28 protein-coding genes are annotated in these 26,586 nt (G+C 54.5%); 12 read left to right on the plus strand and 16 right to left on the minus strand.

Features of this window, described 5'->3' with window-relative positions; all coding sequences use genetic code 11:
• Nucleotides 1-51 precede the first annotated feature (51 nt).
• The 14 genes from DFO48_RS15795 to DFO48_RS15860 form a co-directional block, all read right to left on the minus strand.
• Entirely contained in the window at nt 52-2,430 is a 2,379-nt protein-coding gene (locus DFO48_RS15795) for a hypothetical protein (RefSeq protein ID WP_114864027.1), read from the minus strand.
• A gap of 3 nt (nt 2,431-2,433) precedes the next feature.
• Entirely contained in the window at nt 2,434-2,643 is a 210-nt protein-coding gene (locus DFO48_RS15800; RefSeq protein ID WP_114864028.1) for a hypothetical protein, read from the minus strand.
• 811 nt (nt 2,644-3,454) lie between these two features.
• Nucleotides 3,455-3,970 carry an ImmA/IrrE family metallo-endopeptidase gene (locus DFO48_RS15805; RefSeq protein WP_114864029.1) on the minus strand — a complete coding sequence of 172 codons (516 nt, stop codon included), beginning with the start codon at nt 3,968-3,970 and terminating at the stop codon, nt 3,455-3,457.
• A 16-nt stretch (nt 3,971-3,986) separates the two neighbouring features.
• A complete protein-coding gene (locus tag DFO48_RS15810) occupies nt 3,987-4,337 on the minus strand; it encodes a helix-turn-helix domain-containing protein (protein WP_114864030.1) in 351 nt (116 codons plus the stop codon).
• Between the two features lie 376 nt (nt 4,338-4,713).
• Nucleotides 4,714-5,670 (minus strand): hypothetical protein, encoded by a 957-nt coding sequence (locus DFO48_RS15815; protein WP_114864031.1) that lies wholly within the window; start codon nt 5,668-5,670, stop codon nt 4,714-4,716.
• Nucleotides 5,663-7,171: a hypothetical protein gene (locus DFO48_RS15820; protein ID WP_114864032.1), complete on the minus strand. Its 1,509-nt coding sequence runs from the start codon at nt 7,169-7,171 to the stop codon at nt 5,663-5,665. Before DFO48_RS15820 ends, DFO48_RS15815 begins: the two co-directional genes overlap by 8 nt.
• Nucleotides 7,168-8,838, minus strand: a complete 1,671-nt coding sequence (gene terL / locus DFO48_RS15825; protein ID WP_114864033.1) for a phage terminase large subunit — start codon at nt 8,836-8,838, stop codon at nt 7,168-7,170. The genes DFO48_RS15820 and terL overlap by 4 nt, the downstream gene beginning before the upstream one ends.
• Before the next feature lie 2 nt (nt 8,839-8,840).
• Nucleotides 8,841-9,338, minus strand: a complete 498-nt coding sequence (locus tag DFO48_RS15830; RefSeq protein WP_114864034.1) for a DUF1804 family protein — start codon at nt 9,336-9,338, stop codon at nt 8,841-8,843.
• Nucleotides 9,338-9,610: a hypothetical protein gene (locus DFO48_RS15835; protein ID WP_057092523.1), complete on the minus strand. Its 273-nt coding sequence runs from the start codon at nt 9,608-9,610 to the stop codon at nt 9,338-9,340. The genes DFO48_RS15830 and DFO48_RS15835 overlap by 1 nt, the downstream gene beginning before the upstream one ends.
• A 24-nt stretch (nt 9,611-9,634) precedes the next feature.
• On the minus strand, nt 9,635-10,162 hold the full coding sequence (locus DFO48_RS15840; protein ID WP_114864035.1) for a hypothetical protein: 528 nt from the start codon (nt 10,160-10,162) through the stop codon (nt 9,635-9,637).
• Nucleotides 10,159-10,803: a lysozyme gene (locus tag DFO48_RS15845; protein WP_147282745.1), complete on the minus strand. Its 645-nt coding sequence runs from the start codon at nt 10,801-10,803 to the stop codon at nt 10,159-10,161. The genes DFO48_RS15840 and DFO48_RS15845 overlap by 4 nt, the downstream gene beginning before the upstream one ends.
• Before the next feature lie 128 nt (nt 10,804-10,931).
• The gene (locus tag DFO48_RS15850; protein ID WP_114864037.1) at nt 10,932-11,591 is read right to left on the minus strand and encodes a DUF4276 family protein; all 660 of its coding nucleotides are present in this window, start codon (nt 11,589-11,591) and stop codon (nt 10,932-10,934) included.
• On the minus strand, nt 11,588-12,694 hold the full coding sequence (locus tag DFO48_RS15855; RefSeq protein ID WP_114864038.1) for an AAA family ATPase: 1,107 nt from the start codon (nt 12,692-12,694) through the stop codon (nt 11,588-11,590). Before DFO48_RS15855 ends, DFO48_RS15850 begins: the two co-directional genes overlap by 4 nt.
• A 71-nt stretch (nt 12,695-12,765) precedes the next feature.
• Entirely contained in the window at nt 12,766-13,443 is a 678-nt protein-coding gene (locus DFO48_RS15860) for a S24 family peptidase (RefSeq protein ID WP_233506416.1), read from the minus strand.
• A gap of 84 nt (nt 13,444-13,527) precedes the next feature.
• Between DFO48_RS15860 and DFO48_RS25875 the strand changes: the two genes are divergently transcribed.
• The 11 genes from DFO48_RS25875 to DFO48_RS15920 all read left to right on the plus strand — a co-directional run bounded on the left by DFO48_RS25875 (nt 13,528) and on the right by DFO48_RS15920 (nt 20,272).
• The gene (locus DFO48_RS25875; RefSeq protein ID WP_114864039.1) at nt 13,528-13,764 is read left to right on the plus strand and encodes a helix-turn-helix domain-containing protein; all 237 of its coding nucleotides are present in this window, start codon (nt 13,528-13,530) and stop codon (nt 13,762-13,764) included.
• A gap of 289 nt (nt 13,765-14,053) precedes the next feature.
• Nucleotides 14,054-16,246, plus strand: a complete 2,193-nt coding sequence (locus tag DFO48_RS15875; RefSeq protein WP_114864041.1) for a Mu transposase C-terminal domain-containing protein — start codon at nt 14,054-14,056, stop codon at nt 16,244-16,246.
• 103 nt (nt 16,247-16,349) lie between these two features.
• Entirely contained in the window at nt 16,350-17,048 is a 699-nt protein-coding gene (locus tag DFO48_RS15880; protein WP_233506417.1) for an AAA family ATPase, read from the plus strand.
• Entirely contained in the window at nt 17,045-17,638 is a 594-nt protein-coding gene (locus tag DFO48_RS15885; RefSeq protein WP_114864043.1) for a hypothetical protein, read from the plus strand. The genes DFO48_RS15880 and DFO48_RS15885 overlap by 4 nt, the downstream gene beginning before the upstream one ends.
• Nucleotides 17,635-18,096 (plus strand): hypothetical protein, encoded by a 462-nt coding sequence (locus tag DFO48_RS15890; RefSeq protein ID WP_114864044.1) that lies wholly within the window; start codon nt 17,635-17,637, stop codon nt 18,094-18,096. Before DFO48_RS15885 ends, DFO48_RS15890 begins: the two co-directional genes overlap by 4 nt.
• Nucleotides 18,080-18,325, plus strand: coding sequence for a hypothetical protein (locus DFO48_RS15895; RefSeq protein WP_140401004.1), 246 nt, complete (start codon nt 18,080-18,082; stop codon nt 18,323-18,325). Before DFO48_RS15890 ends, DFO48_RS15895 begins: the two co-directional genes overlap by 17 nt.
• Nucleotides 18,318-18,506 carry a hypothetical protein gene (locus DFO48_RS15900; RefSeq protein ID WP_114864045.1) on the plus strand — a complete coding sequence of 63 codons (189 nt, stop codon included), beginning with the start codon at nt 18,318-18,320 and terminating at the stop codon, nt 18,504-18,506. The genes DFO48_RS15895 and DFO48_RS15900 overlap by 8 nt, the downstream gene beginning before the upstream one ends.
• A 30-nt stretch (nt 18,507-18,536) precedes the next feature.
• Nucleotides 18,537-19,166, plus strand: coding sequence for a DUF3164 family protein (locus DFO48_RS15905; protein WP_199407010.1), 630 nt, complete (start codon nt 18,537-18,539; stop codon nt 19,164-19,166).
• On the plus strand, nt 19,163-19,390 hold the full coding sequence (locus tag DFO48_RS15910) for a hypothetical protein (protein WP_114864046.1): 228 nt from the start codon (nt 19,163-19,165) through the stop codon (nt 19,388-19,390). The genes DFO48_RS15905 and DFO48_RS15910 overlap by 4 nt, the downstream gene beginning before the upstream one ends.
• 10 nt (nt 19,391-19,400) lie before the next feature.
• Nucleotides 19,401-19,859, plus strand: a complete 459-nt coding sequence (locus DFO48_RS15915) for a regulatory protein GemA (RefSeq protein ID WP_114864047.1) — start codon at nt 19,401-19,403, stop codon at nt 19,857-19,859.
• Complete coding sequence (locus tag DFO48_RS15920; protein ID WP_114864048.1) at nt 19,856-20,272, plus strand: Mor transcription activator family protein; 417 nt, start codon at nt 19,856-19,858, stop codon at nt 20,270-20,272. The genes DFO48_RS15915 and DFO48_RS15920 overlap by 4 nt, the downstream gene beginning before the upstream one ends.
• Before the next feature lie 231 nt (nt 20,273-20,503).
• Here DFO48_RS15920 and DFO48_RS25190 read toward each other — a convergent pair whose 3' ends face one another.
• Together DFO48_RS25190 and DFO48_RS15925 are read right to left on the minus strand one after the other, a co-directional pair.
• On the minus strand, nt 20,504-23,860 hold the full coding sequence (locus DFO48_RS25190) for a hypothetical protein (RefSeq protein WP_147282746.1): 3,357 nt from the start codon (nt 23,858-23,860) through the stop codon (nt 20,504-20,506).
• Between the two features lie 20 nt (nt 23,861-23,880).
• Nucleotides 23,881-24,222 carry a hypothetical protein gene (locus tag DFO48_RS15925; protein ID WP_114864049.1) on the minus strand — a complete coding sequence of 114 codons (342 nt, stop codon included), beginning with the start codon at nt 24,220-24,222 and terminating at the stop codon, nt 23,881-23,883.
• A gap of 1,413 nt (nt 24,223-25,635) precedes the next feature.
• Here DFO48_RS15925 and DFO48_RS15930 point away from each other — a divergent pair.
• Nucleotides 25,636-25,929 (plus strand): H-NS histone family protein, encoded by a 294-nt coding sequence (locus DFO48_RS15930; RefSeq protein WP_003075778.1) that lies wholly within the window; start codon nt 25,636-25,638, stop codon nt 25,927-25,929.
• Nucleotides 25,930-26,586: the final 657 nt, after the last annotated feature.

Consider the following 26,586-nt stretch of genomic DNA (forward strand, 5'->3'; position numbering starts at 1 on the left):
AACCCGCCCCGCTTGGGGGCAGGTCTGGATGGCTCTGACGGGCCGGGCGAGTTACGCGACCACAGCCTTGGTCGTGCCCTTTTCACCGTCGACCAGGACGGTGCCGCCGTAGATGTGGCGGATCTTGTAGGTCAGCTTGTCGTTGCTGAACATGGAGCCGCCGTTGGGCTGGTCCTGCACAAACAGCTCGGGCTCCTCCTGGCCGTCGAGGAAACCAACCTCCAGCACCGGCAGCACCACAGGGTCAGCGACCGTGCACCAGTCGTTGGCATCCGTCCAATAGCTGACAGGGATCACCTCGGGGTTGATGGTCTGAACAAAGGTCTTGTCCAGGTTCTGGCCACGCACAAACAGGTCATAGGCGGTTTCCTGCAGCTCGAACGGCACCAGGATCGCCGCTGGACCTGTGGCCAGACGCTTGGCGCTACCCGCACGGGTCTGCTTGAGCATGGCCAAACGATGCGCCGCAAACTCGGCAGCCGTCAGTGCGCCCGTGAACAGGTTGTTGTGATCGGCGTGGTACAGCGCCTTGGCGTCGTAGATCAGGCCGTTGACGCGGAAGAAGTCGAACACGAACTCATAGAGCGTGTTCTTGGCCGCCAGCGCCAGCTCGGTGGGAATGCGGCGCAGCGCCTGGACATCGTCGTTCTTGATCGCTTCCAGCGTCACGTCCTCCGTGCCGCCGCGCTTGCTCACCGCAAAGGTAGCCTTGTCATCGCCAGGCGAGCCCAGCGGCTGATAAGGAGCCCCCTGCGCGACCGCAGGCAGGTTGCCATAGCCACCGATGCGGATGCGTTCTTGCGTGCGGAAGTCTTTGATCGGTGCGGTCGTGGCCACACGTCGCCATGCGTCCAGGTTGGTCAGGCCGGTGTAGACCGCCTGCATGCGGCGGGTGATGCTGTCGCCCAGCGCATCGCTCCAGGTGCTGCTGGTGACCGACTCACGCATGACGCCCAGGCTCTCAGCCATGCGGCCCAGATCGCAGTCACGGATCTGGCCGGTGACACGGCGGTCGCCCGTGATCTCGATATAGCACTCGCGCAGCGACTGCACATTGCGGTGCTCCTTGTGCGTGGGGTCGAAAAACGCCGTCAGCATCTCGCGGATGGACACGCTGCGGTCTTCCACGTTGATTGAGCCATTACCGAACGCAGGCACACGAACCGTGCCGGACTCCGTCATACGGGCGATGTAGTCGCCTTCTGCCTTGATCAGATCACCCACGGCGGCTTCAGTCAGGCGATCAGCGCCAGCGGTGGCCACCTGGGTCAGCAAGCGCTCCTTGGCTGCATTCGGGAGCTTGGCGGCATTGATGCGCTCACGAGCCGCGCCGCGCAGTTCAAACACCTGCAGGTCGGCGCGGGTCAGCGGCGCATCGTCCGCCTGCGCCTCGGTCACACGCTGCGTGCCAGGCTCAGGCACCAGCGGGCCGCAAACGGCTTCATGCAGATTGACCACCTCGTCGTCGGTGATCGTGTCCAGTTTGATGGCGGCATGCTTCGCCGGGTCTTTGGCCTTGATGGCCTCCAGCATGCGTTGCTTCCACAAAGGCATGGTTTGGCTTCCTTCTTGAGATTCAGGGGGAGAGGTACTTGGATCGGCAGCGGCTTCGGTCAGACGGTCCAGGCCGCCGCCAGCGCCTGGCTCGACAATCAGGTCCACCGAGTGCACCTTGGTGAAGGTCACGGCTTCGCGCAGGGTCTCGCTGCCATTGCGGCGTTGGCGAGTTCGGGCATCAGCATCGATCGACAAGCCCAGCAGACCCTGCATGCCCCGTTTGACGGAGCCGACCATCTTGGTGACCGTCGAGTCGCTGGGGTCGATGGCTTTAAAGGTGCCGACCAGGCTGCCGGAGTCGGGCGTCTTGCCCTCGACAAAGCGCACGCTGTAGATGCCGCCGATCAGATTGCGCACGTCCTTGCCCTTGCCTGCGCTGTGATCAGCATCAGACTTGGCGAACACGCGCACGCCCTCAAACATGGGGGCCGCTTCGCGCAGTGCCTGGTCGGGGTAATAGTTGCGGTTGCCGCTGCGGCCCGCACGGATCAGCGTGACCTCGATCGTGCCGTCCTGGGCTTCACGGAAGGCTGCCGCTTCCTGAGATTCGCGCACAACTGAAGCAGCGGCGGGATCGGCGGCTGGTGCAGTGCTCACCGGCTGAAACTGCGCCACAACCTCTTCGGCCTCGGCCAGCACAACGGCGTTTTCTGCGCTGATCGTGTAGGCGTAGCTGTAAAGACGGCCCTTGTACTGCACCACCGCCCGGTCAGGCCAGATGCCGCGCATGTCCACGTAGTAGTCGCTGTTGAGGGTTAGGCGCAGCTTGTCTCGTACAGCCTGGCGCACCAACTCAATCAACTGACCATATTCAGAAGTGACCGCCTCCGTCAGGCGATCAAAGCCCGTGCCGTGAGGGATAAGCTTGAGCATGGCTTATTTGCCAGTCAGCTTCTGACCGTCCACAGTCACCACGACGATGTGAGTGCCGTAGTCCTTGAAGGACAGCACTTCATCAGCGGAAACCGCGAGACGCTTTTCTTTGAACTTGTCCTTGCCTTCTGCAGGCTCCAGGACGATGCGCTGGACGCGCTTGGCAGCATCGGCTGCCGTCAGCTTGGTTTCTTTTGTCTCGGATTCGGACATGAGCCACTCCATCGAAGGTGAGCCGCAGGGGCGCGGCATTGCGATGGAGTGACTGTGCCCAGAGGGACATAAAAAAATAAGGCCCGCAAATGCTGGCCTCATCTTGCTGTACGTCTCACCTCGTACTAGGTAGATATCTACTCGAGTTCAACTCGAGTGTAGAGCGCGTTCACAACGCAAACAACCGCCAAAGGCTGTTCAGATCACTTGCGCTTCTTTGAGTCGTCAACCCAGAAGCGAAAGACTTTGCCATTCCTTGGATAGATCGTGCGCCCATTCTTTACGATGTAGCGGCACACCACCCAATGGCCTCCAGAGCGTGGAGCAGTCATGGGAACCTTTCACACGGACATACCGTGAAAGGGTTGCCAGGGGTTGCCGGTTGCAGCGCCAGACCTTGAGACGTAGAATCCCTTGGCCTTTCCCTTCAAAGAAAGCACCGCCGATGCCTCACCCGTAATCGGCACCAAGGTGGCGGAAGCTGGTAACTTCCGCCACCAACCTTGGTCAGAACAGGTCCATTTGTCCTGGATGGGAACGCCAGTGCTGGCTCACCGTTTCCCAACGCCCGAAGCGACGACGGGTGTAGCGGCGAACAAACACAGGTTTGATGCGTGTGTAAGACATCTATCTTCCTTACCGAAATGATTGAGAAGTTTTGGCTTGCCTACACGCGCTGAACTGATACAGTCCGTTCCTGTCTTCCCCAAGACATGCGTGCGTAGTTGGTTTGGTAGACCTCTATTCACCATTCCATAGAGTCCCAAAGTGTTGGTAGCACTTTCGGGGCTCTTTTCTTTCGTGAGTTCAGTCATTCTCTGAACCTCACGCTTGCAGCGTCACGGCTTACACCAAAACGCTCCATTACCTCCTCTAGGCTCCTGCAATCTTTTAGATGTACTTCGTCTATGAGCAAAGCACTGGCAAATGTATTTGCTTGCCACTCGCTGTTGCAGTAGATCTTGGTGCTACTGGTCATAGCTCGAGCAAAGCCAATACGCGTGTGCAGGAACAGATGTCCAAGTTCATGCGCGCCAGTAAACCGATCTCTTCCTCTGCCCATACACATACCGTCGTAAACGTCGCGCCTGAGATAAATACGCCGCTTATCTGGGTACGTCTGCCCATGATCTTCCCCCATCTCCCAAGGCTCCTTAACCTCCATTTCAAAACCTGGAAGAAGGTCCGGCAAAAGCTCGTAAACCACTCCAATCGGTAGCTTTCCCTCTCCTGATATGAGTTGTCCAAAGACCCCTCTTACAGAGGTCGCAAGTTTGCAAATGTCCTCCTTGCGTCTAGGAGGAACGATAAAACCGGGATGACCCATACTTCTCCTTTCGGGCTCATTGATGTTTATCGAATACAGACATTAGTTGAGAAATCTCTGTATGCGACAGTTGGCTGAAATTTCTGGCGAACGCGACTGCAAGTTCAGTTGCATCTTCTCTAGAGTCGAGAGTCAAACGAACTTCCTTTTTTGTTTGATTTGCCAGTTGTATGAACTTCTGCTTCTGCTGATTCACTTCTTCATAGACATTCGCCAAACGATCAACCAAGTCATCAGGAGCTGCCTTTTTTCCAGTCTCAACCGACGACAACATTGCCGATGAGATGCCAATAGCAGTTGCCATATCAAACAAGGTAATACCAAGATCGAGGCGGATTTTTCTCAGTTCCTTTCCAAAATTAGTCATGTGTTACTCCATTCAGATATCAGTGAAGACATGTGCTCTTCCGATTTTTGGTCTCCGCCACATTTGCCAATGACATGCATGCACGCATGCTTCATCAACTTCTGTGGTCTACAGCCGGGCTCACGAACACTATCTGTTCGTGGCGATCGCTACAAAATCTCTGTTTTTTCACAATCGCGAAGCCAATTTACCATACCAGTAAATTGGCTGCAAGATTTTGTGAAACAAGATGCAACCCAAGGCCACAGACTCAGGAGCGCGATGCGCTTCGGTTGAGGAGCCCTTTAAACTGGCTTTAAACGGCCCCGCAACAGCTAAGTGCTCTGGCACTTAGACGCTGATGACCCGCGCACCTTTTAAAGCTGCTGCGGCCCCTTCATTGCGACCGCCCCCCAGCCCTCTTCGCCGCTTGATCCAGCACAGCCTTATGCGCATCAAGCTGCAATTCACGCTCGGTGAAAGGCTTGGCCCCTGGCGTCATGACCTTCCAGGTCTTCATCCAAGGGATGGAAATGCACCCGCAGTGAATGATCTGCTCGACGGGAGCCCTGGGGTCATGTGGGCACTGCATCTTGTCGATGCCGCCGCCAGGGTTGGGCACCTTGAAAGGCTTGCTGGCTTCCACGACCTGGCCGTCGATGATGTCGTGATTCCAGCGGCTGTGTATCTTGCCGCTGCGCCGCCACTGCTTGCCCAGGCCTGGCACCAGGGGCTCGGCCTGTTGCAGGCGTTCATTGGATGCCACAGCAAATGCCCGGCTGACTTCCGTGCGAACAATCGTCGCCGCGCGCCTGGGTGACTCGGCCCCGAGAATCTTCTGCACTGCCTGGATGGCCTGGTATGGCGTCTGCGCGCCAATGGTGGTCTGGCCCAACTGCTGGCCAATCTTGCGGGCGGCTTCGTTGCCCACGTCCTTGAGCCGCAGCGAGCCGAAGGCTTTCATCTGCTTGAGGACGCCCACATCGAGCTGGGCCAGTTGCAGCTCCACGCGGTGGCCAATGATGGCCAGGGGCTTGTCTACGAAGTCCTCCCCCAGGGTCCAGGCATCCTGCATACGCATTTCAAATACGGCACCTGCGCGGCTGGTGGCTCCGGTCAGGACGTCCTCGATCTGACCCAATAAGCGCGAGAGCTGCAGTTGCTGCCAATCGGCAGGCAAGCCTGCCAGCGTGACCAGGATCTGGTCGCGAGCCTCTTTGAGCAGCAGCAGAACCTGGGTTTCTCCAGTCAAGAGCAACTGGGCACGCTCGCGCAAGCGCCGGGCCAGCTCTGCCTCAAATGCTTTATCAGGCTTCTGGCCCAGCTCCTTTTCGCTTTTTGCCTTCTTAGCCATGGTTCTGACCAGATGCCTCAGCCCGTGCTGCAGCCAGATCTGCAGGCAAATTGGTGAACACGTCTTCAGCGTCTCGCTTGGCCTTACGCTCGGCAGCTTCCTTGCGTGCGGCCTCCAGCTCGGCCTTGGCATCAAAGTCCTGGCCAAAGCGCTGGGCCACATCGGCCACGATCTTGAGGGCGGTCTCCTCGGTCATCAAGCCGGCCTCGATCATCTGCACCACGGACGCAGCCAGAGTTTGCATGGCGCTGGCAAATTTGGTGACATCACGGTTGAGCAGTTCAGGGAAGACCGCCGTCACCTGCCATTTCTCTTCTGACCAGTCCGGTGTCACGCCTTGGGTTCGTGCCTGGCACAGCAATACATGGCGGCCAATCTCCTCCAGCATGATCTTGAGGAAGGACTGGCGCATGCTGTACATCTTGAAGGTGGGCTCACCCATCTCAGAGGCAGCAGCTCGGTTCACATCCCCGCCACCACCAAACCAGTGCTCTGGCATGGTGCTGCCGCCGAGCACATGGTTTCTCAGCAAGCGGGCGCTCTCGCTGGTGTCGGCTGCCTGCAGGCTAGGGCTCTTGGCTTCCAGGGTGACGCTGTCGTTATGGACGAAGGTGCTGTTGGGCGCAGGTGGCACAAAGGTCTTCTCGTATTCCTTGACCTTGGTGTCATCCGCGCCCTTCAGCTCCACATCCCAGACGAAAGAACGCAAGTAGCCGATACGGTCCAGCTCGTTGAACAGGAACTCGTCATAAGCATCGAGCCAGTCCATCTGCCCCAATAGGTCAGAGCGACCACGGCTGCCGTTGGGAAACTTGTTGAGCTGGTAGAGCAGACACTCACCGTCTGTAAATTCATCAGCGCGAATGCGGCAAGTGTTCTCACTGAACAGCTCCGCGTCCTCGCCCAGGACGATCACTCTGTATTTATATTGACGCCCTCGGTTGTCGCGTTTGGTGATCACACCAATGGGCTGCTCAGGGTTTCCAGGGTCATTGACCACGGTAGCGATCTGGCGCGGGTCCAGATAACCCAGCCGCACAAAGCCGTCGCCGTCGCGCACATTGGTGATGTAGCACTGCTCACCCAGCAGGCCCAGGGCGCGCACCCTGCCCTGCAGCTTGAGCGGCCAGTTATTGATGGGATCAGTCCAGAACGTATTGAGCAGCGCCTGGTGCTCATCGTCCTGGCACTGCAGAGAGACGCCCTCTGCCAGCAAATAGGCCAGGGGCAGCTCGGTCAAGCGATTGGCCAGCAGATTGCTTTGCCACAGATATTCAGCCAGCTTCTGCATGCGGTCCTGGGCCATTGGTGCCAGGTCGCGGTCGTTCAAGCTATCGAGACCGCCACCGCTGAGCTTGCGCCACCCTTCATCACTATTGCCCTGTGCACTGGCTGCTTCACGCATGGGCTGGGTGTGAAGTGCCTGGTCTGCGTCTTGTGCGACCGCTGCCTGGTCAAAACCCAGAAAGGATATGAACCGGCTCCATGCCTGGGGCTTCATGTATTTCTCCTGAACATTCGTGAGGCCTGGCGGGCATAGCGCTCGCGGGCGGTCTGTACTTGGTGGTTGTTGCCGCCCTGGGTGGCCGCGGCTATGCCACCAGTGACGGCCAGCATGTAGAGCATCTGGACCATGTCAGGACCATCGTCGTGGTCGGCCTTGGGAAAATGCCTGAACTGGTCAATCAGCGTGGTCTGGCTGCTGTGCACACGGATCAGGCCGTTGTGCATATGAGGCTGCAGGCTTTCAATGCGCAGCAGCTTGTCGCTGATGGGCAAGAGCGGACGAGCCGGCACCGGGACACCCTGCTGGGCGCTGCGCTTGACCAGCTCAGTGCGCAAGAATTCTTGGAACTGCACGGATTCGAAGCCCCAGACAATGCAGCAGTACTCGCGCTGCATCTCGATCACGTCGCTGATGATGCGATCGGGTACGCGCTTGCGAATGGCCGCCTCGACCACATCCATGATCCCGGTCTCACGGTTGTAGCCGCCGACGCCAATGGCGCTGGGGTCGCGGCTATTGCCAGCCCTGCCCAAGCTGGGGTCGCATGCACCGTAGAACACCCACTCAGCCAGGCGGTTGACCCAGAAGCGGATGGAGTTGGCGAATGGCGCATCCTCCCCGGCTGTCGGGTCGTTCTGCTGCTCGGAGTCAAAGGCCGAGTGCCCTTCACGGGCGCGGCGGATCATCAACTTGACCAGGGGGCGCAGCGCTGGCCAGGACACCTTGCTGCCTTTTTCCATCTCCGCCTGATGCTCTCTATATAGAGCCATGGCGGCAGCCTCGCCCTCCTGGGGCGTGTCGGCATTGAGCAGAAAGCCCTCGAACTGCTCCCACAGATCCATGCGCTCGGGCCACTGGATGATGGCTTTAAAGACTTTGCGATTCCACAACGGGTTCTTGAGAAAACGCGCGAGCACGCTGTCGTAGTGCAGCACTGTGCCCACCAGGATGGCGTCCATGGAGTCATCGGGCGGCCCCAGGGACAGCACGCTCTTGGTCACAAAGGCCTGCAGCTTGTCGCGCTGGGCTGGAGTGTTGACGTTCTCGTCGTTCTCGATGTCGTCGCAAATCGCCAGATCTGGGCGGTGCGCACCGTGGCGGCGGCCCCGGATCTTCTTGCTGGAGCCGAATGCCTCGACCTTGCGACCGTTCGCCGTCACGATCACGCCTGCCCGCCAGACACGACCCTGCCCGCAGGCTTCGGGAAAGTCGTTGGCAATGCGTGGATTAGCTTCCAGCTCAGCCTTGATGGCCTCCAGCATTTCTGCAGCCTGCTCAAAGGCATCCATCACGATGATGGCGTACCACTTGGCCCCCGTGACCAGGCACCAGGACACAAAGCTCATGCTGATCTTCGTGGACTTGGCCTCACCACGCGGGGCCGCAATGGCGTCGCGCTGCCCCGCCGCAGTGTTCACTATCTCAGGCAGGCGCTTGTATAGGTACTTGTGCAGCTCGCTGGGCTCGGCCCGGCCATAGTGCGGAAAGTAGTTGCGGTCCCAATACTCATAGCCATTGACTGGGTCGCAGACCTTGCGGCGGCGCTCGGCAATGGCGGCAGGATTGGTGTCCCAGCCATCCAGGTTGGCGTCGATCTGCTTGCGCAGGTCATCGGCAAGCGCTGTCAGGCCCGCCAGAAAATCCTTGCTGTTCTTGGCCATGGCTATTTCACCTTGGCAAGCTCTTCGCCAAACGGCTCCAGCATCTCGACCAATGCGACCAAGTGCTGCGGATAGCGCTGCTGGGCAAACGCGGCAAAGCGTTGAAGGATGTCCAGCTGCACTGCCTGGCGGTTCAGCTCAGGATTGAGGCGCTTGAAGCTGGACATGGTCTTGTTAAAACTGTCGCTCATGCTGGCCAGGGTCTCGGCGCGATCGCGCGGCCCCATGTCCTTGGCCTCGCGCAACAGATCCATGGTGGCCTGGTGCTGAATGAGGTAGTCCTCCAGCAGCTTGGCCGAGAGGTTCTTGAAGTTTTCATCGCCCATGGCTACGGCAGCTCGGGCCGTCTCCCAATCGTCGCCCTTGTCTGCCGCCTCCTGCTTCCAGCGATTGCCGGTGCTGCGAGGCACGCCGAGCTTCTTGCAGGCCGCTTCCATGGCCATGCGCTGAAACACATACAGGCCACGCAGCTGGGTACGTTTTTCTTTGCCGTGCGCCATTAGTTCCCCAGGCCCCCGCCACGAAAATACGTCTTGATGCCCTCGACGATCAAAGCCGTGCCTACCGCCACGGCACCGCCTGACACCGCGCCCGCGACCGCAGCCTTCTTCTCGACTTCGCGCAGCCGTGTATCAATGGAGTTGAGCCGCTGATCCACACGCTCATCCAGCTCTTGAATGCGTTGATCCTGGCGATTGAGATGCGCAGTGATGCCGTCCAGCTTGCCGTCGATCTTTCCCAGCAGCATCAGTTCGTCTTTTTCGAGTGACATGGTTCCTCTGTTTTTTGTGGCGAGTCATGGGTGCAGCAGCAGCGACCGGCAGGACGCATAGGCCGCATTAAGGGTTTCGATCTCCTGAATCACTCCTGCAAGGCGTGCAGAATTTGCTGCTGGAAGTAGCCCGTAGGCCTCGGCTGCGTCTGCTGCACCAGGCTCGGTGCTGGCGGCTTGCTCACCTGTGGCGCGACAACCACCTGCCCCACTGGCAGCGGGCTGGGAGACGATGCGCACCCGCACAGGGCGCTGCTCAAGCTCACCAGTAAGGCGAGCGATTTCTTGGACTGCCTGGGCATCGGTTTTTTCCTGCTGTTGGTAAAGCTGATCCAGCCTGGCTTGAGCAGCATTGCGCTCAACTGTCAGGCGCTCCAGTTCGGCCTTAGCGATACGGTTCTGGGTGGTAACGCTGGCCTGCAACTGCTGCAGCTCGGTGGCAACTGCCTGAGACTTGGCCTTGAAGTGCCACATGCCCAAAGCAAGCGCCAGACACAACAGCAATGCCAGCGCCAGCAGCCCTGGGGCGATGGATTCCAGAAAACGCTTCATGGCTGCGCCTTCCAGGTGCCAGTGGCAAAGTCATAGTTCGCACGCAGCAAAGCCACGCCTAGCAGGCAATCAGCGCGCTCTTTTAAACGGCGGTTGTAGAGGCCCTGGACAAAGCGGTACTCCCACTCGCCCTTGGCATTGCGCTTGCCGGTCTTGGTGTAGCTCCAGACAGGCATGCCACTTGGCGCGTGTGCCAGCGCATCGCAGGCTTCTTCGTAGCGCTTCGCATTGAGCAGGCCCATGGCTCGACTGGCGCAGGTCGACGGTTCACCGTTGTTGTGGCCATGGCTGGAGAAGGCATCCAGAACGGGCTGGGTCACCGGCACCTTGATGCAGTCAAGTACCTTTGCCTGCCCCTTGGCCAGCACCTGACTGCCCACGGCCATACATTGCTCGTCGGACCAGTAATCGCTCAGCACCACCGGCACCGGGCTGGCACCCCTGGTCAGGCCCAAGCAGGCCGTAGGCAAGCCTGCCGCCAGTGCATCTGCATAGACCACGTTCTTGAATTGCGGCCTGCCATCGCGCTTGGCAGGACCATCCTCGTAGGCCGAGATATAGGTGACATACGCACCGCCACCCAGCACGAGTGGGATGCCGAAGCGCAGAACCGTTTTACCGAGGGAGAGTGTGTTTGCCATGCCCTCGACTTTCGTGGGGCACACACAAACAAAAAAGGCCCGCAAATGCTGGCCCGAAAAATTGAAAGAATCTTAACTGCTCTTAAAAATACATAACCAATGTGGAGTCCGTCAAGATACCTCGCGTCTTACACGCCTGAAGGCAGCTCATCGATTTTATTAAGCCAAGCATCAAAGTGCGGACAACTTTGTCGCATTGCATCTATTCCTATTTCTGCAGCGATCAATGGTCCATGAAATGTTTTCTGATAATTGGGCATGGCAGAAATAATTCTCTTAGATGGAGCAGTTATTGGACTGTCATTAATATCTTCCGGCTCCTTGTCCTCTCGCACGCGACTTAAAGGATCTATTACGCTATCGTCATCAGTCCACTGAGTAAATACTTCCAAATTTACAAATAAAAGAGCTTCAAATTCGTGAACAATTATGTTAGGTATAAAGTTATTTTTTCCAATATCCAGAGACCATTCTTGCTCTATTAAATCCGCTTTATCATTTCCATTTCTTTTAAATTGGAAAGTAGGGTGATTCTTGCCAGGAAAATCTACTGGCAAACCATAAAGATCAAAAATTGTAGTTACATAAGCATTACCATGCTGCCTACATAATCTATCGATTTGAGGTTTTATTTTTGCGTACTTACTAACGCCACCTTTGTGTCCTGGACTTGTGGAGACTATTATTGGATACAAGTATTTTTGCTGTCTGAGATAATACGGAGCCAAACATTCATTCACAAATATTTCTTCAGTTTGGCCCTCAACCAATATGTAAACACGAGTCATCTCCCTGGCCTCCCACCCAGATGATTCATTTTCCATAGCTCTCCCAGAGAATAGTCTTCCAACCACTCAGACATAGCATCTACATCCACCAATCGAAAAACTGATGCACCATTTTTCTTGTCCGTAATGATCAAGTCTTCAGGGTCGAAATGATTAACGAGCTCTACGGATTGAGTAGATATGATTAATTGATGATCCTGAGCAGTTGAACTAATTAATCCAGCCAATATCTTTATAGCAAATGGATGCAATCCAAGTTCAGGTTCATCAATCAGAATAGTTTTCGGCATAAAACGCTCAGGCTGCAATAGAACTGTTGCCAGACAAATAAACCGCAACGTTCCATCTGACAGCGCACTTGCCGTAAAGGGAATATCTTGACCTACCTCTGTCCACTCAAGTTGAATTGACTCCTTATTATCAACTGTAGGCCGAAGGTAGAAATCGCCAAAAAATGGAGCAACCAACCGAATTACTTTTACTATTCGTTGATAGTGCTCTTCATGATGACCTTTTAAGCGCAGCAAAAATGCTGCAAGATTTTTCGCATCATCACGCAAGTATTCATTGTCATTAATACTATGGACTTGCTTCACATACGCACTTGCACTGGTATCATGAAAATGATATATGCGCCAGCTTCGCATAGCCGGAACGACATGCTGGTAAATTCCAGTTCTCGAGCGCTGCTCCTCAGCATAGGTCTCGAAATGTCCACTTGCAGCGCGCCAGTCACCATGAAGCTCCCACCAAAGAGCCTCCTTGGAAAACATCATTCGATTGTCAACAGTGGGCTTTAATGTAAATCTGTATCCATTCTGCCCAAAATACATCTCGGCGTGTAGCTCTTGAGTCTTTTTTCTCCCAAAATGAAGAAGAGCATCTGGACCACCATTAATTCCAACTGTCGTTTGAAGCTGTTTATCTAGGATTCGACTAATAAGACGAAAGAAACCAATAAAATTTGACTTACCTGCTCCATTCGCGCCGATTAGCACATTGAGACGATTTAATTTCAAATCACATTGTGCAATTGACTTATATCCTCGCAGAACTATTCGCGAGATCTGCTCAGGATTATTGACTGGCTTAACGTTGTTCATATATCCATTTTCCTACACGTTCACGCTTGTTAGCCGTTGCATCGAGAGAAATGAGAAGTGAGTCATCACAGTCAGACCTCTCCCCCATGCCAGACAACACGCCCCGTTATGCGGAGGCGATTAGCAGCTTCTCCTTCAAGTGCTTGAACTGGGTAGTCTGGGTTGTAACTGATAACCCTTACGCCACCTGTATTGAAATCACGTTGAAGAAGCTTTACGTAGTCCTCTCCCTCCAGCTCTATCACGTAGACACCATCGTGCGCGAGAGTGTTGACGGACGTGTCAACCAGTAGAACATCGCCGTCATTGATGCGGTCAGACATCGAGTTGCCACGCACCCTGACGATCCGCGCATTATTACGGTTCAGGCCTTTGGAACGCAGCCAGGCTGTACGAAACGCTAAACGTCCCAGAACCTCCTGCTCTCCATTGGTTGCACCATTTCCCGCGCTCATACAAGCGTCCAGCACCTCGATCTGAGTGAACTCGCCATCATCTTGGTAGCCCTGAGTCGACTCTGCTCGGCTTCCTACACCAGCCTGCGCACTGAAGTGCTCAACGGTACGACCTGAGTGCCTTGCAGCTCTCAATAACTGCTTTACAGGTACTTCACCCCGCTTACGCCAAGTTCTAACCGTTTCAGGCTGAACCTCCATCAAGGCCATCCATCCGGGCCCCAATGCGTCTGCAATGCGGGCAACAACTTCGTCTACTGAGGGCAATGCGGAGTTTTGAGGATTTTTTTGCATAGAGCTATTGACTGCGTTTCATTTTGAACCAAGAATACGGTTCAAGTTGAAACGTTTCCTTTTGAACCAATAGCGTAGCAGCAAATGCATCCAGAACAAATTAAAGCTGAGATCCGTATGCGGGGAACGACACCGGCCGCCATGGCCGATCAGTTGAGCCTTTCACGCATGACCGTTAGCAACGTCATACATGGTCGGTCAACTTCGCGACGCGTTGCCGATGCCATTGCCAGACTGATTGGACAACCCATCAATCGCATCTGGCCTGGTCAATACGAACCACATCGTACGAACAGATTGAAACGCCGGGGGCAAGAATGAAGCCTCGCCTCAAGCTAACAAGCGATGGACATCTGGTCGTGCTCATCTCTGGGTTGAACCCATGGGGAGAGATCAGTGCTCGTAAATACATTCAGGAGCATTACGGCTCGCTCCACGGTTTCGCGCGTCAGTACCAGCTTTCGTACAACGCGGTTTGCAAAGCGCTGCGCCCCATTTACCGGCCTGAACGAATGGCAGGTCAGGTTGCTAAGGTTAGAGCTATCCTAGGACTTGAATCGCAACCTACTGCCCAAGCGCTACGCGTTGCAAGCAAGCAGGAGCGCCGCCCATGACATGGCTCACTGCCCGAGAAATCGCGGGCCTGCCCTGCTTTGCCATGTCTGAGCGAGCAACGCGTGACAAGCTGACCCGCTTGAGCATCCCACATCGCCCACGTCCTGGCCGTCAGGGTGGCGGCGGCATGGAGTACGACTGCTCTGCTCTTCCCGAAGAGACCCGCACAGCCATAACTGCCCGAACGATTCAAGCCGCTGGCGCGAGGGCACTTGAAGTGGTGGATACGCCTCCGGTTCGCAGCTTCTTGCCGCCTACCACCACCGCGTCAGTCCCCTGCACCGTCAGCCGTGTACCCAGCCAGGCAGAAAAGGACGTCGCCGACGCGCGTGTGCGCTTGGTCAACCTGGTGCTTGAGTTGGTGCCCCTGCATGGCCTGCGCCGAGCCTGCCAGTTGCTGGCCGCGCGCATCATCACAGGCGAAGCTGGAGCCGAGGCACAGAGCATTGCACGTCAAGCGAACCAACGCGCTCGCGGCGGTGAGGTCAGCGCCCGTTCGCTGGAGCGCTGGGTAGGCATGCATCGCAGCAACGGCTGGTTTGGACTCTTGCCCGCTGCTCCCCAGTCTGAATCGACCCCACATATTGATGACGATGTCGCTGCAGTGCTTGGTCTGTTCCATAGCAAGGACCACCGCTTTCGCAAGCTGAGCGGCGCGGCCAAGGAAGTCACCCGCATGCTGGGCCGCGACTTCGATGAATGGAGCAAGCTGTACCACCGCGCCCGGCGCGTTCTGGACAAGCTGGGCCAGTCTGCCGAAGCCAGTGTCGCCCTGATCAAGTCGCGCCATACCGGCGCACAGCGCGACACCAAGCTGCCATTTAAACGCCGCGATACCTCGATGTTGGCTTTTGCCGATGTGTTTGTGATCGACGGTCACACCTTTAAAGCCAAGGTTCGCCACCCTGACCATGGTGCCCCCTTCGCGCCAGAGTTGACGGTGGTGCTAGATGCCGCCACTCGTCTGATCGTGGGCTGGTCGGTCAACCTGTCCGAGAACGTGATTGCGGTGGGTGATGCCTTGCGCCACGCGGTGAGCCAGTACGGCATTCCTGCCATTCTTTACGGTGACAACGGCGCGGGAGAAACCGCCAAGGCCATGGATTGCCCCATCGACGGCATCTGTGCCCGCCTTGGCATCGATCACCGCCTGGGCCTGCCCGGCAAACCACAAGGTCACGGAATCATTGAGCGCAGCTGGCAGACCCATGCCATCAACGCTGCGCGCAAGTTCGGAAGCTTTCAGGGTGGCGATGTTGATGCAGGCACCTTCCGCAAAGTGGCAGCAGTCCTAGCCAAGGAGCAGCGTGCCATCAAGCGCTCGGAGCAGACCGGAGAGGTCATCGCGCTCACTCCCAAGGCACCGACCTGGAAGCAGTTCGTGGACGGCATTGAAGTGATGGTCCACGAATACAACACGCAGCACCGCCATCGCGGTCTGCCCAAGCGCACGGACGGCAAGCACCCCACGCCTATGGAAGCGTTTGACGCCTGCTTTGACCCAGCTCTGCAGGAGAAGCCTTCGGAGCTGGAGCTGCGCACCTTGTTCATGCCGAGCGTGATCCGCACCGCCAAGCGAGGTCAGGTGCAGTTCTTCAATCAGTTCTACCAGGCACCGGACCTGATGCGCCGCGATATCGATGGCCGCGAAGTCAGCGTGCGCTACGACATTCACAACCCGAACTATGTGTTGATTTACACGCTGGGCGGTGAGTTCGTCTGCGAGGCCCAGTGGGATGCCAACCGCATCGACTACTTCCCCAAGCCCGTCATTCAGATGGCCCGCGAAAAACGCGTGGCCCAGGCCGTCAAGCGCCGCGAGCTGCAGATCGACACCGCCTTGCGCGAGCTGGGTCCAGCCATGGACACCACACCTCTTTCCCTGCCGGAGCCAAGCACCCCATTCGTGACGGTGCCCTCCTTCGTGGAGACATCTGTCTCCGCCATCAACTCTCCCTCCACGGAAGCAGCTGCGCAAGCAGCTACTAGCAGGCCTTTCTTCAACGGACCGAGCGAACGCTACGAGTGGCTCATGCGCAACCAGGACCAATGGACCGAAGCAGACGGCGCGTGGCTGCGCAACTACACGGCATCGGAGAGTTATGCAGATCTACGCGACTACTACGAGGGGCGGGGTTTGGGATGGAGCGACGCGGGCAATGAGCCCGGTTTGAAGAGTGCTCTGTGACGGCGGCAACCGTCACAGAGCGTGCCAGAGATTTTTTGAGAAATACGAGCAGGAGAAATGTACTGTGAAACGAGGCTTTGTCAAAACTGAAAACTTTAAGCGCTTGTCCGAAGCCCAAAAGCTGGTGGAAAAGCGTGGTGCCCGCGAGGCAAGCCTGGTGCTGGTCCAGGGCCGATATGGCATTGGCAAATCCGAGCTGACCGAGCGCTGGGCAGCAGACAGTGGCTGGGTGTTTGTGCGCGCCAAGAGTACCTGGACCAAGCGCGCCATGCTCGATGAGCTGGCCGAGCGCATGGGCCTGGCCAAGACCGGGCGCAATACTGAGGTTCAGTCACGCATCATCGGCAAGCTGGCAGTCGAGATGGTGCCGGTGATCATCGATGAGGCCGACTTTCTGGTGGGCACCACCGCAAGCCTGCTGGAGTTGATCCGCGACATCACCGACCTGACCGGCACCATGTGCTTCCTGGTCGGCATGGAGCACTTCCCCATGAAGGTGGCCCGCTTCGGCCACATCGCCAGCCGAGTGGCCAAGGTGGTGGAGCTGCAACCGATCTCACTCGCCGACGTCAAGGCCACGGTCGCAGCCAAGGCTGAAGTCGAGATTGCCGAAGAAGTCCTGCCCGAAATGCTGGCCCAGGCAGAAGGCCGCATGCGGCTGCTGCTCAACGCCATTGCCAATCTTGAAGCCTGGGCGGACGCCAATGGCTGGACCAAGGTCACCCTGGAGCACATCAAGGGCTTGCCCCTGTGCCCAGAATTCAATGGCAAGCCGCTGGGCCGCAAGGGAGTCAAGCCATGACGACCGCCTCGGTGAAGCCTTACGGCTGGTTCATGCCTGCCACCTTGATCGCTCTGGGTCGCTATACCGCCCACGCAGTGCAGCCCTTCACGGTGGCCGAGTTGCAGAAGATCGTGCCCGAGCTGACAGAGGGCAAGGACGCTCGCAGGGCTTGCAAGCTGCTGGAGCAGCGCAGGCTGGCCGCCCCCTGTCCCACCCAGCGGTTTACCTGGGAGCTGACCCCTGCGGGAGTACAGACCTGTAAAGCGGCTCTGCATGCGTCGCTGGCTGAAGGCAAATGCAAGCCTGCGGTGATGCGCCCCAACAAGCTCACGGTCGCCGAGCAGATCTCTGCACGCCTGTGGAATCTCCTGCGCATTCGCTCTGTTCTGACCAGTGTCGACGCGGTGTCGGTCTTGGCCAATGCTGGCGACAACACGGTCTATTTACAGGCTGTCATCGGTCGCCTGCTCAGGGCTTGGAGCGAGGCCTGCCCCGACGCGGTCGAGGTCAGCAAGAAGCGGGTCAATGGTGCATTGCGCTATGTACTCAAGCGCGACATCGGCCCCCAAGCACCTGTGCTGGCCAAGGCGAAGAAGGTGATTGCATGAAGCCCGGCTACATGACAGAGCCTTGGTTCGCAATTCTCCTCGAACGTGCGCAGCGCCCTGAATCCGTTCGGGCACGGATAGCACGCCAGCTCGGCATCAGCGCAGCGGCTCTGAGCCAGGTGCTCAATGCGAGTGGCTGTTACGGAAACGGCACCGCCAAGACCGACCGCATTGCAGAAAAGGTGATTCACACCTTCGGTCGCTACACCTGCCCACACCTCACGGCCGAGGCCAGTGGCGACGACCAGGTCATCACTGCAGAGCAATGCCGCGCCTTTGCCCACCGTGATGCGCCCACATCCAGCCCCCGCGACATGCAGCACTGGCAAGCCTGCCGTCAATGCAGCCACCGGGAGGCCAGCGCTCCACCCGTGCCTCGCGCTCTGCAGATCAGAGGTGGCCGCAAGGTCATCCCCATTACCCATATCCAGGAGGTCAGCCATGCATCACCTCGTTAAAGACGGCTGCCTGCCCTTGGTGATTGGCCTTGCGCTGCCCATGAGCGAGGCCGACTACCACCGCCCTCCCTTGGGCTGGATCAAACGCCGCGCAAGGAGGCTGATGCGCGCTTACAGCATCGACCGCCGCTATGCCATCGCCTGCGCCGCAGACGACTACTCCGACTTCACGCATATGCACCGCGAACGCCTGTCTCAACTGCTCAAAGGAGAACACCAACATGCCTAAGACCAATCGACCCCAACAGCGCCCTCTGCCTGCTTGGACCATCGAGCACGCCAGCACAGCCCCCATGTCTCGCCGGGAAAAGGTGGCCCTGACGCTCTTCATCTTTGTGCTCCTCATGGCCTTGGGTTTCTTGATCGCAGCCATCACCGGCTACGCCGAGATGCGCTCTGTGTTTCCTTGACCAGCCAATCACCACCACCAGAAAGAACGTATGAATCAGCAAATCTCTCTTCCCGAGATCCCCGCAGGCTATTGGGAAAACGCCAAAGGTGACCTGGTCCCCGAAACCAAGGTCTCCGACATCGACAAGCTGCGCGACCAGTTGGTGCGCGACCTGTGCACCCAGGCCGAGGCCAGGAGTAAGGATCTAGCCAAGTTCAAGCTGGACTCCATGGGCGACGTCACGGCCTTTGTGGAAACCAGCGTGGAGCAATACGGGGTCAAGGTTCGCGGCACAAAGGGCAACTTCACGCTCATGACGTTTGACGGCAAGTTGAAGGTCGTGCGCCAGATGCAGGACCAGATCACCTTTGGCGAGCAACTCCAGGCGGCCAAGTCCTTGATCGACCAGTGCGTGACGCGCTGGGCCGAAGGAGCCAACGACAACATCAAAGTTCTGGTCTCCGATGCCTTCCAGGTCGACAAGCAAGGCCTGATCAACACAGGCCGCGTGCTGGGCCTGCGCCGTTTGGACATCAAAGACGAAGACTGGCAAACGGCCATGAAAGCCATCTCAGACAGCATCCAGGTCGCCAGCACCAAGCCCTATATCCGCTTCTACAAGCGCAATGAAACCACCGGCGCTTTTGACGCCATCAACCTGGATCTGGCTGCCGTATGACAACTACCCGCTTTGCCTCTACTGCCGATGTCGCTCACTCCGTCTGTACCAGCGACGGAGCCAAATCACTGCCCTTGGCGCAGACCACCAAGATCGTGGACTTCACCCTGCGTACGGTCATCGGTCTGAACTGCCAGAACGGCAACACCCTGGACATCAATCTTGGAAACGGCCATGTCTTGAGCTGCTGCATCAAGAAAGCCATCGGCCCTACGGACGTTTAAAGGAGGCGATATGACCCGCTTTGTTGCTCACACCTCGCCTTTTGCTGCAAAAGATCAGCGCCGTCGCGAGCTGGGCCACATCCATCAGGGGCGCACCGCTCTGGGCTGGACGGAGGATGACTACCGCTTCCACCTATTTGAAGTTACGGGGGTCGCCAGTTCTGCGGATTTGGACGCGGCGGGTCGTGCCAAGGTGCTGGCTCACATGGCCAAGCTGGGCTTTCAGCCCAAGTCCAGCAACTTCAAACCCTTTGGTCAGCCTGAGAAGATCAAGTGGCTCTGGAAGAAGCTCAATGAAGCAGGCGGTCTGCGTGACGGCAGTCCCACCGCCCTGCTTGCCTTCGTGGACCGAACGATTGGCACTGAGGTGTCGGATGTGAAGTTTCTGCCAACCGCCCAGGCCAGCACGGTCATTGAAGCACTGAAGTCCATGCTTGACCGGGCCAAGCGTCAGGCACAGGTGAAATGACCCAGACTTTTACAGTTCCCATCGACCTGCTGCCGCCGCTGCTGCAAGAGTTTGAGCGCCTGGTAGGTCTGCAGGCCACCATGGCGCTGGTTCAGAAATGGGGTGGGCTGCGGGTTTACTTCCCGACCCCAGAGCGCGTCACCGAAGATCACCCCTATGCCGCAGTCATTGGCACAGATGCGCTTTTAAAGTTGGCAGAAGAATACGGAGGTCTGCCTCATTTCCAACTGCCAAAGGCGGAAAGAGCGCTCCAGGCCGTGCGCAATGCGCGGATCGCTGCTGGCTATGCGACCAACAAGACCGCCAGAGAAATCGCCGCCGAATATGGTCTTACAGAGGGGCAAGTCGTTCGCATTGTGGCCAGCATGGGAGTGACAGCCCCGCTCGACAGGAGGCAACGAGCACTCTTTTAATCCCGCCTTGCTCCACAAAAAAACGCCCAACCATCCTTGGTTGGGCGTTTTGCATTAGACAGAATTCTCATAGTATGCGCAACGAAATAAAACACATAAAAATGGACCTATCCGCTCACACCCCAAAGTAGCCGCCAAGGAAATGTAATTTCACCTATTTTTTACCTATGAATTATTCACCTTTAGATATTCTGAAAGTTCTACAATTAAGAATAAAATAATTTAATCCTCCTAGCTACTAAAGATCGCTGCTCTTTCATTATTACTTTTTAAGTCTCCTTCCCCCTTGCTCACAATAGATCGATAATTCTCTTGAAAGGCATCAAAATTCATAAAATGACCACGAGCAAATTCAACAAATTTATTAATAATAAATCTTATTAAAACTGGTGAGAAGCTGCATTCTGATGCTATATGTTTCATTGCTATAGCCAATCGATATTCAGCGGTCCCTCCCTCATATTTCATCAAAAAAAATCGCAATCCATGATTGAAGATTTGTTCCGTGTAATGTTTCCAAGGTGAGTATTCAGCATATGCCGACCATGGATTGTCATCAGCAATAATTCGTGCTTGAAGGTGAACACAGATCATATCAAGAAGAAAAACTAGCCTCCCACTACCAACAAATATATGACTTCCATGGTTCTGAATAATTTTATCTAAAATATATCCAGCAATAGTATTCGTGCTAGCGGCCAGATGATAGATATCGGAAAAAGATATCGGCAGTGGAATAGCCTTGAATGCGAATAGCAACAATCCATGCCGCTTATGCTCAATATCGAACGGCCTTATATTTCCAGCCTGCAACACAAGAGAATCCACATTTGCTAAAGGATACTGCTTAGAGTGATGAAGTGCTGCAAAAACGCTATCCATGCACAACCATGGGATATCGTTAGCAAACGACAGCTTCATCGCATCATACACAGTATGATCTACTGCATCCTTTACAGAATAGAGATCTCCCGGCGTATCGTGCGAAACTGGATAAGCGACAGAGGAATTCTCCAAAATCAAACGCAGTGACGAAAGTATATGTGCACTATGGTTTTTAAGATCCAACGCTGTGGTACGAACCAGTCTACCGTTATCATCCACATCGAGCGTCATGAACTTCTCATCTGAAAGTCTTCGGACTTCATCACTTAATACCTCTCTTGTACTAAATGGCAGAATAAAAGAAACTCCAATATCCAGGAAGTCCTGCGCGAGGTCTGTGAGGGCCAAAAATCCAATACCATAGGCGTCAAGAACCACTGCACCAGCCCTAGCATTACCAAGGGCCAAGAATGATGACTTGGAAACTCTAGTGTCAGTCCAGGAATTCAATGCAGCCTTTAATGATTCTCTCGGATATGAAAAATTCCCGTGCATATAAATGGGGACATCCAGAATCTCATTCCGCTGCCTTCTTGTTGAATTTCTGCCGAATTTATCTTCCAAATAAGAAATAATTTCATTAGAATCAGAAGGCAGTTTCAGCATCGCAAAACTATCACTACCGTCATTTTGTCTATGTCTAAGTTGCATGGCAATTCGTACGCATGCCACATATGGGGGAATACGTTCTATTGCCTCATAAGAGACCATACCCAAGGATATACGATTTTCCAAAGGGGAACTTTGCAATAGCGTTGCCAACTGACTGGAAGCCTTCAGTGTGTATTCACTTGATTCCTGATTATTATCAACAATGAGCCGAACTACAGTTTTACCGTCTTGCTCATACTGGAAAGCTGCCAAGCATTGTTCTAAACCAGGTGAAACTTCAAATGGCTCCTTGCCATTCATAGTCTGCCCTAAATGGAAGTTCACCAATTCAACAGCACATCCCTTCGGATCCTCAACAAACCACTTAACCCAGATTGATTCTGCCCGCTTAAAATCCCCGGCATTCGCGAGATAGCTTAGGATCGCGACTACTTCCCGCGAACGGTTCTGCAGTACAGAATCCGGTATTCTCTTATGAAATGCTCGCTGTTCGATCTCATCTTGGAAGCGGATACGTAGATAGCTCCCTCTGTACCATCCATATGGAACCTCTGGCGCCAACGCAATTGCTTCTTCACAAATCTGGATAGAAGATGAAATGTCTCCCATCTTTTCAGCCTTCAGTGATTTGAAGTTCATTAAACCGGGTGAAGAATTCGATTCTGAAACCCTATTCACAAGCTCATCAAAGCTATTGTATTGCTCAGATTCCAGCAATATTCTCAAATAAGAAAGAATAAATGGCGATGGCCATAATTCATGCCTTGGAATCAATCTAGACGTTAATTTCAGCGCTTTGTGTGGAAGTTTAGCAATTAAGAGTTTTTCTGCCAATTCGAATACCAGCGCTGCATTGATATTTGAAAAATCAACACTCCATTTAATCAACAACTCTTCTACATGCTTATCAAGCGTATGCCTCTCAGAGAAAACCTCAAATTTCTCTCCTGGGAAAGAGGCATAAACTAAAACTCGCAAAAATTCAGACTCCATTGCAGAAGCTCCATCAATGGCTACTGACCTGGATAGCCACTCTTCGATCTCTGATGGAGTTGCAATACGACTAAATAAAACTACAGACTCCGGCGTACAATTATCTTTTTCAAGAAAATCTATACACCAGAGGCTTCTTTTCTGTTTATTATTTTTAGAACCTATTAAATCTCTCTGCCAAAACTCTAAAGAACTATAGTCCCCATTTTCAGCCTTCAGTCTGGCCGCCCATTCAGAATTAATTGATTCTAAATGCGTCAAATATTTATTCAGGGTTTTGGTTAAACCTTCTGGCGCCAATCCTTGATAAGTAATAAAGATCGGAAAAGCCATGTTATAAAGACGCTCATCTGCACCCTCTGATATCTCAAGAAGCTCTACGACCCTCGAAGTAAGAGTGTCAACGCTTTGCTTAACCCCCGGCAAGCTGAACCAGAGATGGCATTTAACGACATCGTTATTTAGTGCAAACGCGCTTGCCATTACAAGCAGCACTTTAGAGTTATAAGACTTATACTCCTTATCAAGTCTCTTCGCCAAACGCTCAGCTAATTCTACCAATCCTAATCGAAAAGCACCTTCTACTGCGCCTGTCAGTTCCCCCTCTAAAATATAAAATGCCAGAGCGGCATCGTCCAAATCTGCTTCACTGGCATATAAACGCAAAAATGCCTCTCTGGCATACGGTCCAGGATCTGATTCTTTTATGTAGTATTCTTTTGCAGCATCTTCACGCTCTGATTTGTAAGACAGCTTTAGCAGAGCAGCCAAACACACGTCTTTAACAACTTCATTTCTAGATGAGGCTGCAATTCTTGAAACTGTTCCCCAAGCACTGCTATGAGCATCATCCTCGACTAGTTCACCATAGATGGATATAACCTCTGCCAATGCAGCATTTTCAGGATCTCTCTGAGCTATAGTCTTCAAAACTGCCATCTGAATCATAGCAGTTGGACGGTCTTTCTTTCTCAGACTTTCGAATACCATCTCCATGGGAGCACGCAAATCATCCGGAGCCAGCGACTTTATATCTATGTATATTTTATCCCTAACATTATCTCCGCTGCCACTATGAGTCTGATTAATGATGCTCAATTTCGCTACCTCAAATTAGATCACGCAGAAATTTTATTTCCAGCAACATTATCCCCACTACCGCTATGCACCTGAGAAACACTGGTAATCGCTGAAGGTGCAACAACCGCTGAAGATGCATTAATTGTTTGAATCAACCTTGATATTTCAACAGACTGCTCAAGGTGTCTTTCAATGGATTTTTCGCTCATTTCGTCACTGATACCCAGCTTGGTCAGCTCCTCAGATACGGCCACAGCAATTACATCATCCTTAATCCAAGTCCCTAAACGATCTTTAATTGTTTTAGCAGTCAATTTCAGACCCATTTTTAAGAGGTCATAGGCAGTGCTTGCAATGATGCCGGTGGTTATGAAGTCCATCTTAGTAGTTCCTTGGTATAAATTGAGTTTCAGTTCTAGAAGTGACAATTTGCGTCCACTCTCAAAGAGGATAGCCTATTTTTCTGTTGACAACCAAGAGTAAAGGCGGCAGGACTTTTTAAGAGACCAGAAGTTAGCTTCCCGAATAGCCGCTATTGCTGAAGTCAAGTCACTGTGCTCGGACCAAAGCTAGCTGACGAACATGGCAGCTGGAGATTTCCATAGCGTACTCAGCTGAGAGCACCTAGTGGTGGAAAATGCTCTCACAAAGGGCTTGTGATCGCACTGAGTCGCAGCCTTAGATGCGCCATCATGTAAGGACGATCCTTACCGGCACCGCTTGTAAGCTAGCTAAGTCCCAATAAGCACCCCTGGCTTTGCCGCGCTGGAGGCTTCTCCGCAGCGCAAGTGATCAATAGACCCCAAAAATTGGAACTTCCAACCTCTCGCGAGGTGGACAGTTTTGAAGATTGAGGTAGATCCAAGTATCTACTTGTTTTCAATAGTTATTTTGAGGTCGGCAGCAAAACGCATTCGGACCTCAACACTTCCGACCTTGGAATAGTGAAGTTTTCCAGGCCGTACAGCCAAGCGTGCTCCTAAACGCCCGTCGTACAAGAGAATCCAGAAATTCCGCTGTAGCACCATTCCGGCCATTTTCGGATCATTTGAGCCGTTTTATGCCCTGGGTTGGCCCAGTCCGTGCCATAGCACGGCAACACTCCCCACGCGTACAAATCGCCCGCAAACCCTCACCAGTATTAGCGAATCCGAATTTTTTCAACCCTTACCTCTGTGCCAAAGCGGTCACTCCCCCACACGTTGCGCGGCCTTTGGCACAAATTTGCGCGATCTTTGGCACAAAGTAGCACAGGCTTTGACACCAAGGCTGACAAATTGGCAAGCGATCACGTACTCGAATGTGTTGTTTTATCACCCTTCGACCAGTCTCCATTGACGATGGATGCGTTGACCAGTTGACCTCCAACCGGGAGCACTGGCGAGAACAGGCCTTTAGCTGCCCTGTAGGTTTCTGCTAAAAAAGGAGTCCTGCAAAGCCATATGGGTCACTTCTGACTGAGCGGCTCAAGTCGGCTTACCGCGAGCACCGAACGAATGCTTTGCAAGCACTCAATAGGATGGCTTCTGGTCACACCTAGCCAATCGCTCCATACCTTTGAATAAGACGTCGTGCAATACGAGACGCTTCAGTATCTGCTTGTCTGCTTGTCTCTAAAGCTCATCTTATTTTTTGTGTGCGCCTGAGCTTTTGGAGTTGACGGACCTCAAACCAAGACACAATGTACGCGGTCACTTTCGACTGAAAGTGAACCAACTGCATAAACGACGTATCTCATGTATGGGTGCATCCCTTTAGTGCTGGTTCATAACTTTACATAGGACCTCTTTTAGATGAGTACACATTCTTATAAGGACTTGTTGGCGCAACGCGAGGCTCTTGAGCAGCAGATTGCTGCCGCCCGCAAGACTGAAGTCGCAGACGCGGTGCAAAAAATCAAAGGCTTGATCGAGGCTTTCGGGCTGACACAGGATGATGTCTTCCCTGCCGCCAAGCAAAAACAAAAGCGCGAGACTGGCTCTGTAGCCCCCAAATATCGTGACCCAGCCACAGGCCAGACTTGGTCCGGTCGAGGAAAGCCTCCGAATTGGATCAAAGATCAAGATCGTTCTCAGTTTGAGATTTGAAAGTGGCCCTAGCGGCCACTTTTTATTTCTCCCGACTGCCGCAGCGACCGGTCTTCCTCGCCCACTGGCGATTCTTTCAACACTGCCCCGGAGGCTCCTCACTCTTGGCCCAGTTGTAAATCGCCAATTCGCCACGTTCGCGCTGATTCGCGTCGCCGCCAACCGCGCACTCCTGCCGCCGGGCTTCCATCTCAAAGTCCTTGAAGCATGCCCGGATTGCAGAATCCGGTCGTTGATGCTGATGACGGCCTTGTCTTTGATTTCCTTGGGCTTTTCAGCCGTCAGTTAGTACTGCTCCTACACGAGCGACACACTATAGTCTTCGGCCTCCCTGCGACTGTGCCCCACCGTATCGAGCCATCTGTGCCCAAGCAAGCTGCTCGGTGTAAGCGTCGCCTGTCATTCACAGATATACCGCTGATAGGTTCACAGCCACGGTGAGCAAGGCCACATTCAGCGGGCTGCGACAAGGGGCTTGCTCACATGCCCAAGCAGGGCTTCCGGCCCAAGTCCAGAAACTTCAAGCCATTTGACCAGCCCGAGAAGATCAAGTCGCTCAGGAGGAAGCCGGATGCAGCGACAGCCTAGCTCGCTTTCGTGTGCCGAACCCTAGTCGAACACCACTCCTGAAAACTGCTCAGTCTTCATTCAAAGCCG

The organism is Comamonas sp. AG1104 (genome assembly GCF_003350425.1).
GTDB lineage: Bacteria > Pseudomonadota > Gammaproteobacteria > Burkholderiales > Burkholderiaceae_C > Comamonas > Comamonas testosteroni.

Excerpts from the sequence above, each read along its gene's own strand:
- terL (WP_114864033.1), bottom strand. The coding sequence starts at position 8,838 with ATGGCCAAGAACAGCAAGGATTTTCTGGCGGGCCTGACAGCGCTTGCC.
- DFO48_RS25875 (WP_114864039.1), top strand. The coding sequence starts at position 13,528 with ATGCATCCAGAACAAATTAAAGCTGAGATCCGTATGCGGGGAACGACA.
- DFO48_RS15900 (WP_114864045.1), top strand. The coding sequence starts at position 18,318 with ATGCCTAAGACCAATCGACCCCAACAGCGCCCTCTGCCTGCTTGGACC.
- DFO48_RS15890 (WP_114864044.1), top strand. The coding sequence starts at position 17,635 with ATGAAGCCCGGCTACATGACAGAGCCTTGGTTCGCAATTCTCCTCGAA.
- DFO48_RS15875 (WP_114864041.1), top strand. The coding sequence starts at position 14,054 with ATGACATGGCTCACTGCCCGAGAAATCGCGGGCCTGCCCTGCTTTGCC.
- DFO48_RS15795 (WP_114864027.1), bottom strand. The coding sequence starts at position 2,430 with ATGCTCAAGCTTATCCCTCACGGCACGGGCTTTGATCGCCTGACGGAG.
- DFO48_RS15915 (WP_114864047.1), top strand. The coding sequence starts at position 19,401 with ATGACCCGCTTTGTTGCTCACACCTCGCCTTTTGCTGCAAAAGATCAG.
- DFO48_RS15815 (WP_114864031.1), bottom strand. The coding sequence starts at position 5,670 with ATGGCTAAGAAGGCAAAAAGCGAAAAGGAGCTGGGCCAGAAGCCTGAT.
- DFO48_RS15930 (WP_003075778.1), top strand. The coding sequence starts at position 25,636 with ATGAGTACACATTCTTATAAGGACTTGTTGGCGCAACGCGAGGCTCTT.
- DFO48_RS15835 (WP_057092523.1), bottom strand. The coding sequence starts at position 9,610 with ATGTCACTCGAAAAAGACGAACTGATGCTGCTGGGAAAGATCGACGGC.
- DFO48_RS15830 (WP_114864034.1), bottom strand. The coding sequence starts at position 9,338 with ATGGCGCACGGCAAAGAAAAACGTACCCAGCTGCGTGGCCTGTATGTG.
- DFO48_RS15925 (WP_114864049.1), bottom strand. The coding sequence starts at position 24,222 with ATGGACTTCATAACCACCGGCATCATTGCAAGCACTGCCTATGACCTC.
- DFO48_RS15905 (WP_199407010.1), top strand. The coding sequence starts at position 18,537 with ATGAATCAGCAAATCTCTCTTCCCGAGATCCCCGCAGGCTATTGGGAA.
- DFO48_RS15885 (WP_114864043.1), top strand. The coding sequence starts at position 17,045 with ATGACGACCGCCTCGGTGAAGCCTTACGGCTGGTTCATGCCTGCCACC.
- DFO48_RS15855 (WP_114864038.1), bottom strand. The coding sequence starts at position 12,694 with ATGAACAACGTTAAGCCAGTCAATAATCCTGAGCAGATCTCGCGAATA.
- DFO48_RS15800 (WP_114864028.1), bottom strand. The coding sequence starts at position 2,643 with ATGTCCGAATCCGAGACAAAAGAAACCAAGCTGACGGCAGCCGATGCT.
- DFO48_RS15850 (WP_114864037.1), bottom strand. The coding sequence starts at position 11,591 with ATGACTCGTGTTTACATATTGGTTGAGGGCCAAACTGAAGAAATATTT.
- DFO48_RS15840 (WP_114864035.1), bottom strand. The coding sequence starts at position 10,162 with ATGAAGCGTTTTCTGGAATCCATCGCCCCAGGGCTGCTGGCGCTGGCA.
- DFO48_RS15895 (WP_140401004.1), top strand. The coding sequence starts at position 18,080 with ATGCATCACCTCGTTAAAGACGGCTGCCTGCCCTTGGTGATTGGCCTT.
- DFO48_RS15845 (WP_147282745.1), bottom strand. The coding sequence starts at position 10,803 with ATGGCAAACACACTCTCCCTCGGTAAAACGGTTCTGCGCTTCGGCATC.
- DFO48_RS15910 (WP_114864046.1), top strand. The coding sequence starts at position 19,163 with ATGACAACTACCCGCTTTGCCTCTACTGCCGATGTCGCTCACTCCGTC.
- DFO48_RS15920 (WP_114864048.1), top strand. The coding sequence starts at position 19,856 with ATGACCCAGACTTTTACAGTTCCCATCGACCTGCTGCCGCCGCTGCTG.
- DFO48_RS15860 (WP_233506416.1), bottom strand. The coding sequence starts at position 13,443 with ATGCAAAAAAATCCTCAAAACTCCGCATTGCCCTCAGTAGACGAAGTT.
- DFO48_RS15810 (WP_114864030.1), bottom strand. The coding sequence starts at position 4,337 with ATGACTAATTTTGGAAAGGAACTGAGAAAAATCCGCCTCGATCTTGGT.
- DFO48_RS15805 (WP_114864029.1), bottom strand. The coding sequence starts at position 3,970 with ATGGGTCATCCCGGTTTTATCGTTCCTCCTAGACGCAAGGAGGACATT.
- DFO48_RS15820 (WP_114864032.1), bottom strand. The coding sequence starts at position 7,171 with ATGAAGCCCCAGGCATGGAGCCGGTTCATATCCTTTCTGGGTTTTGAC.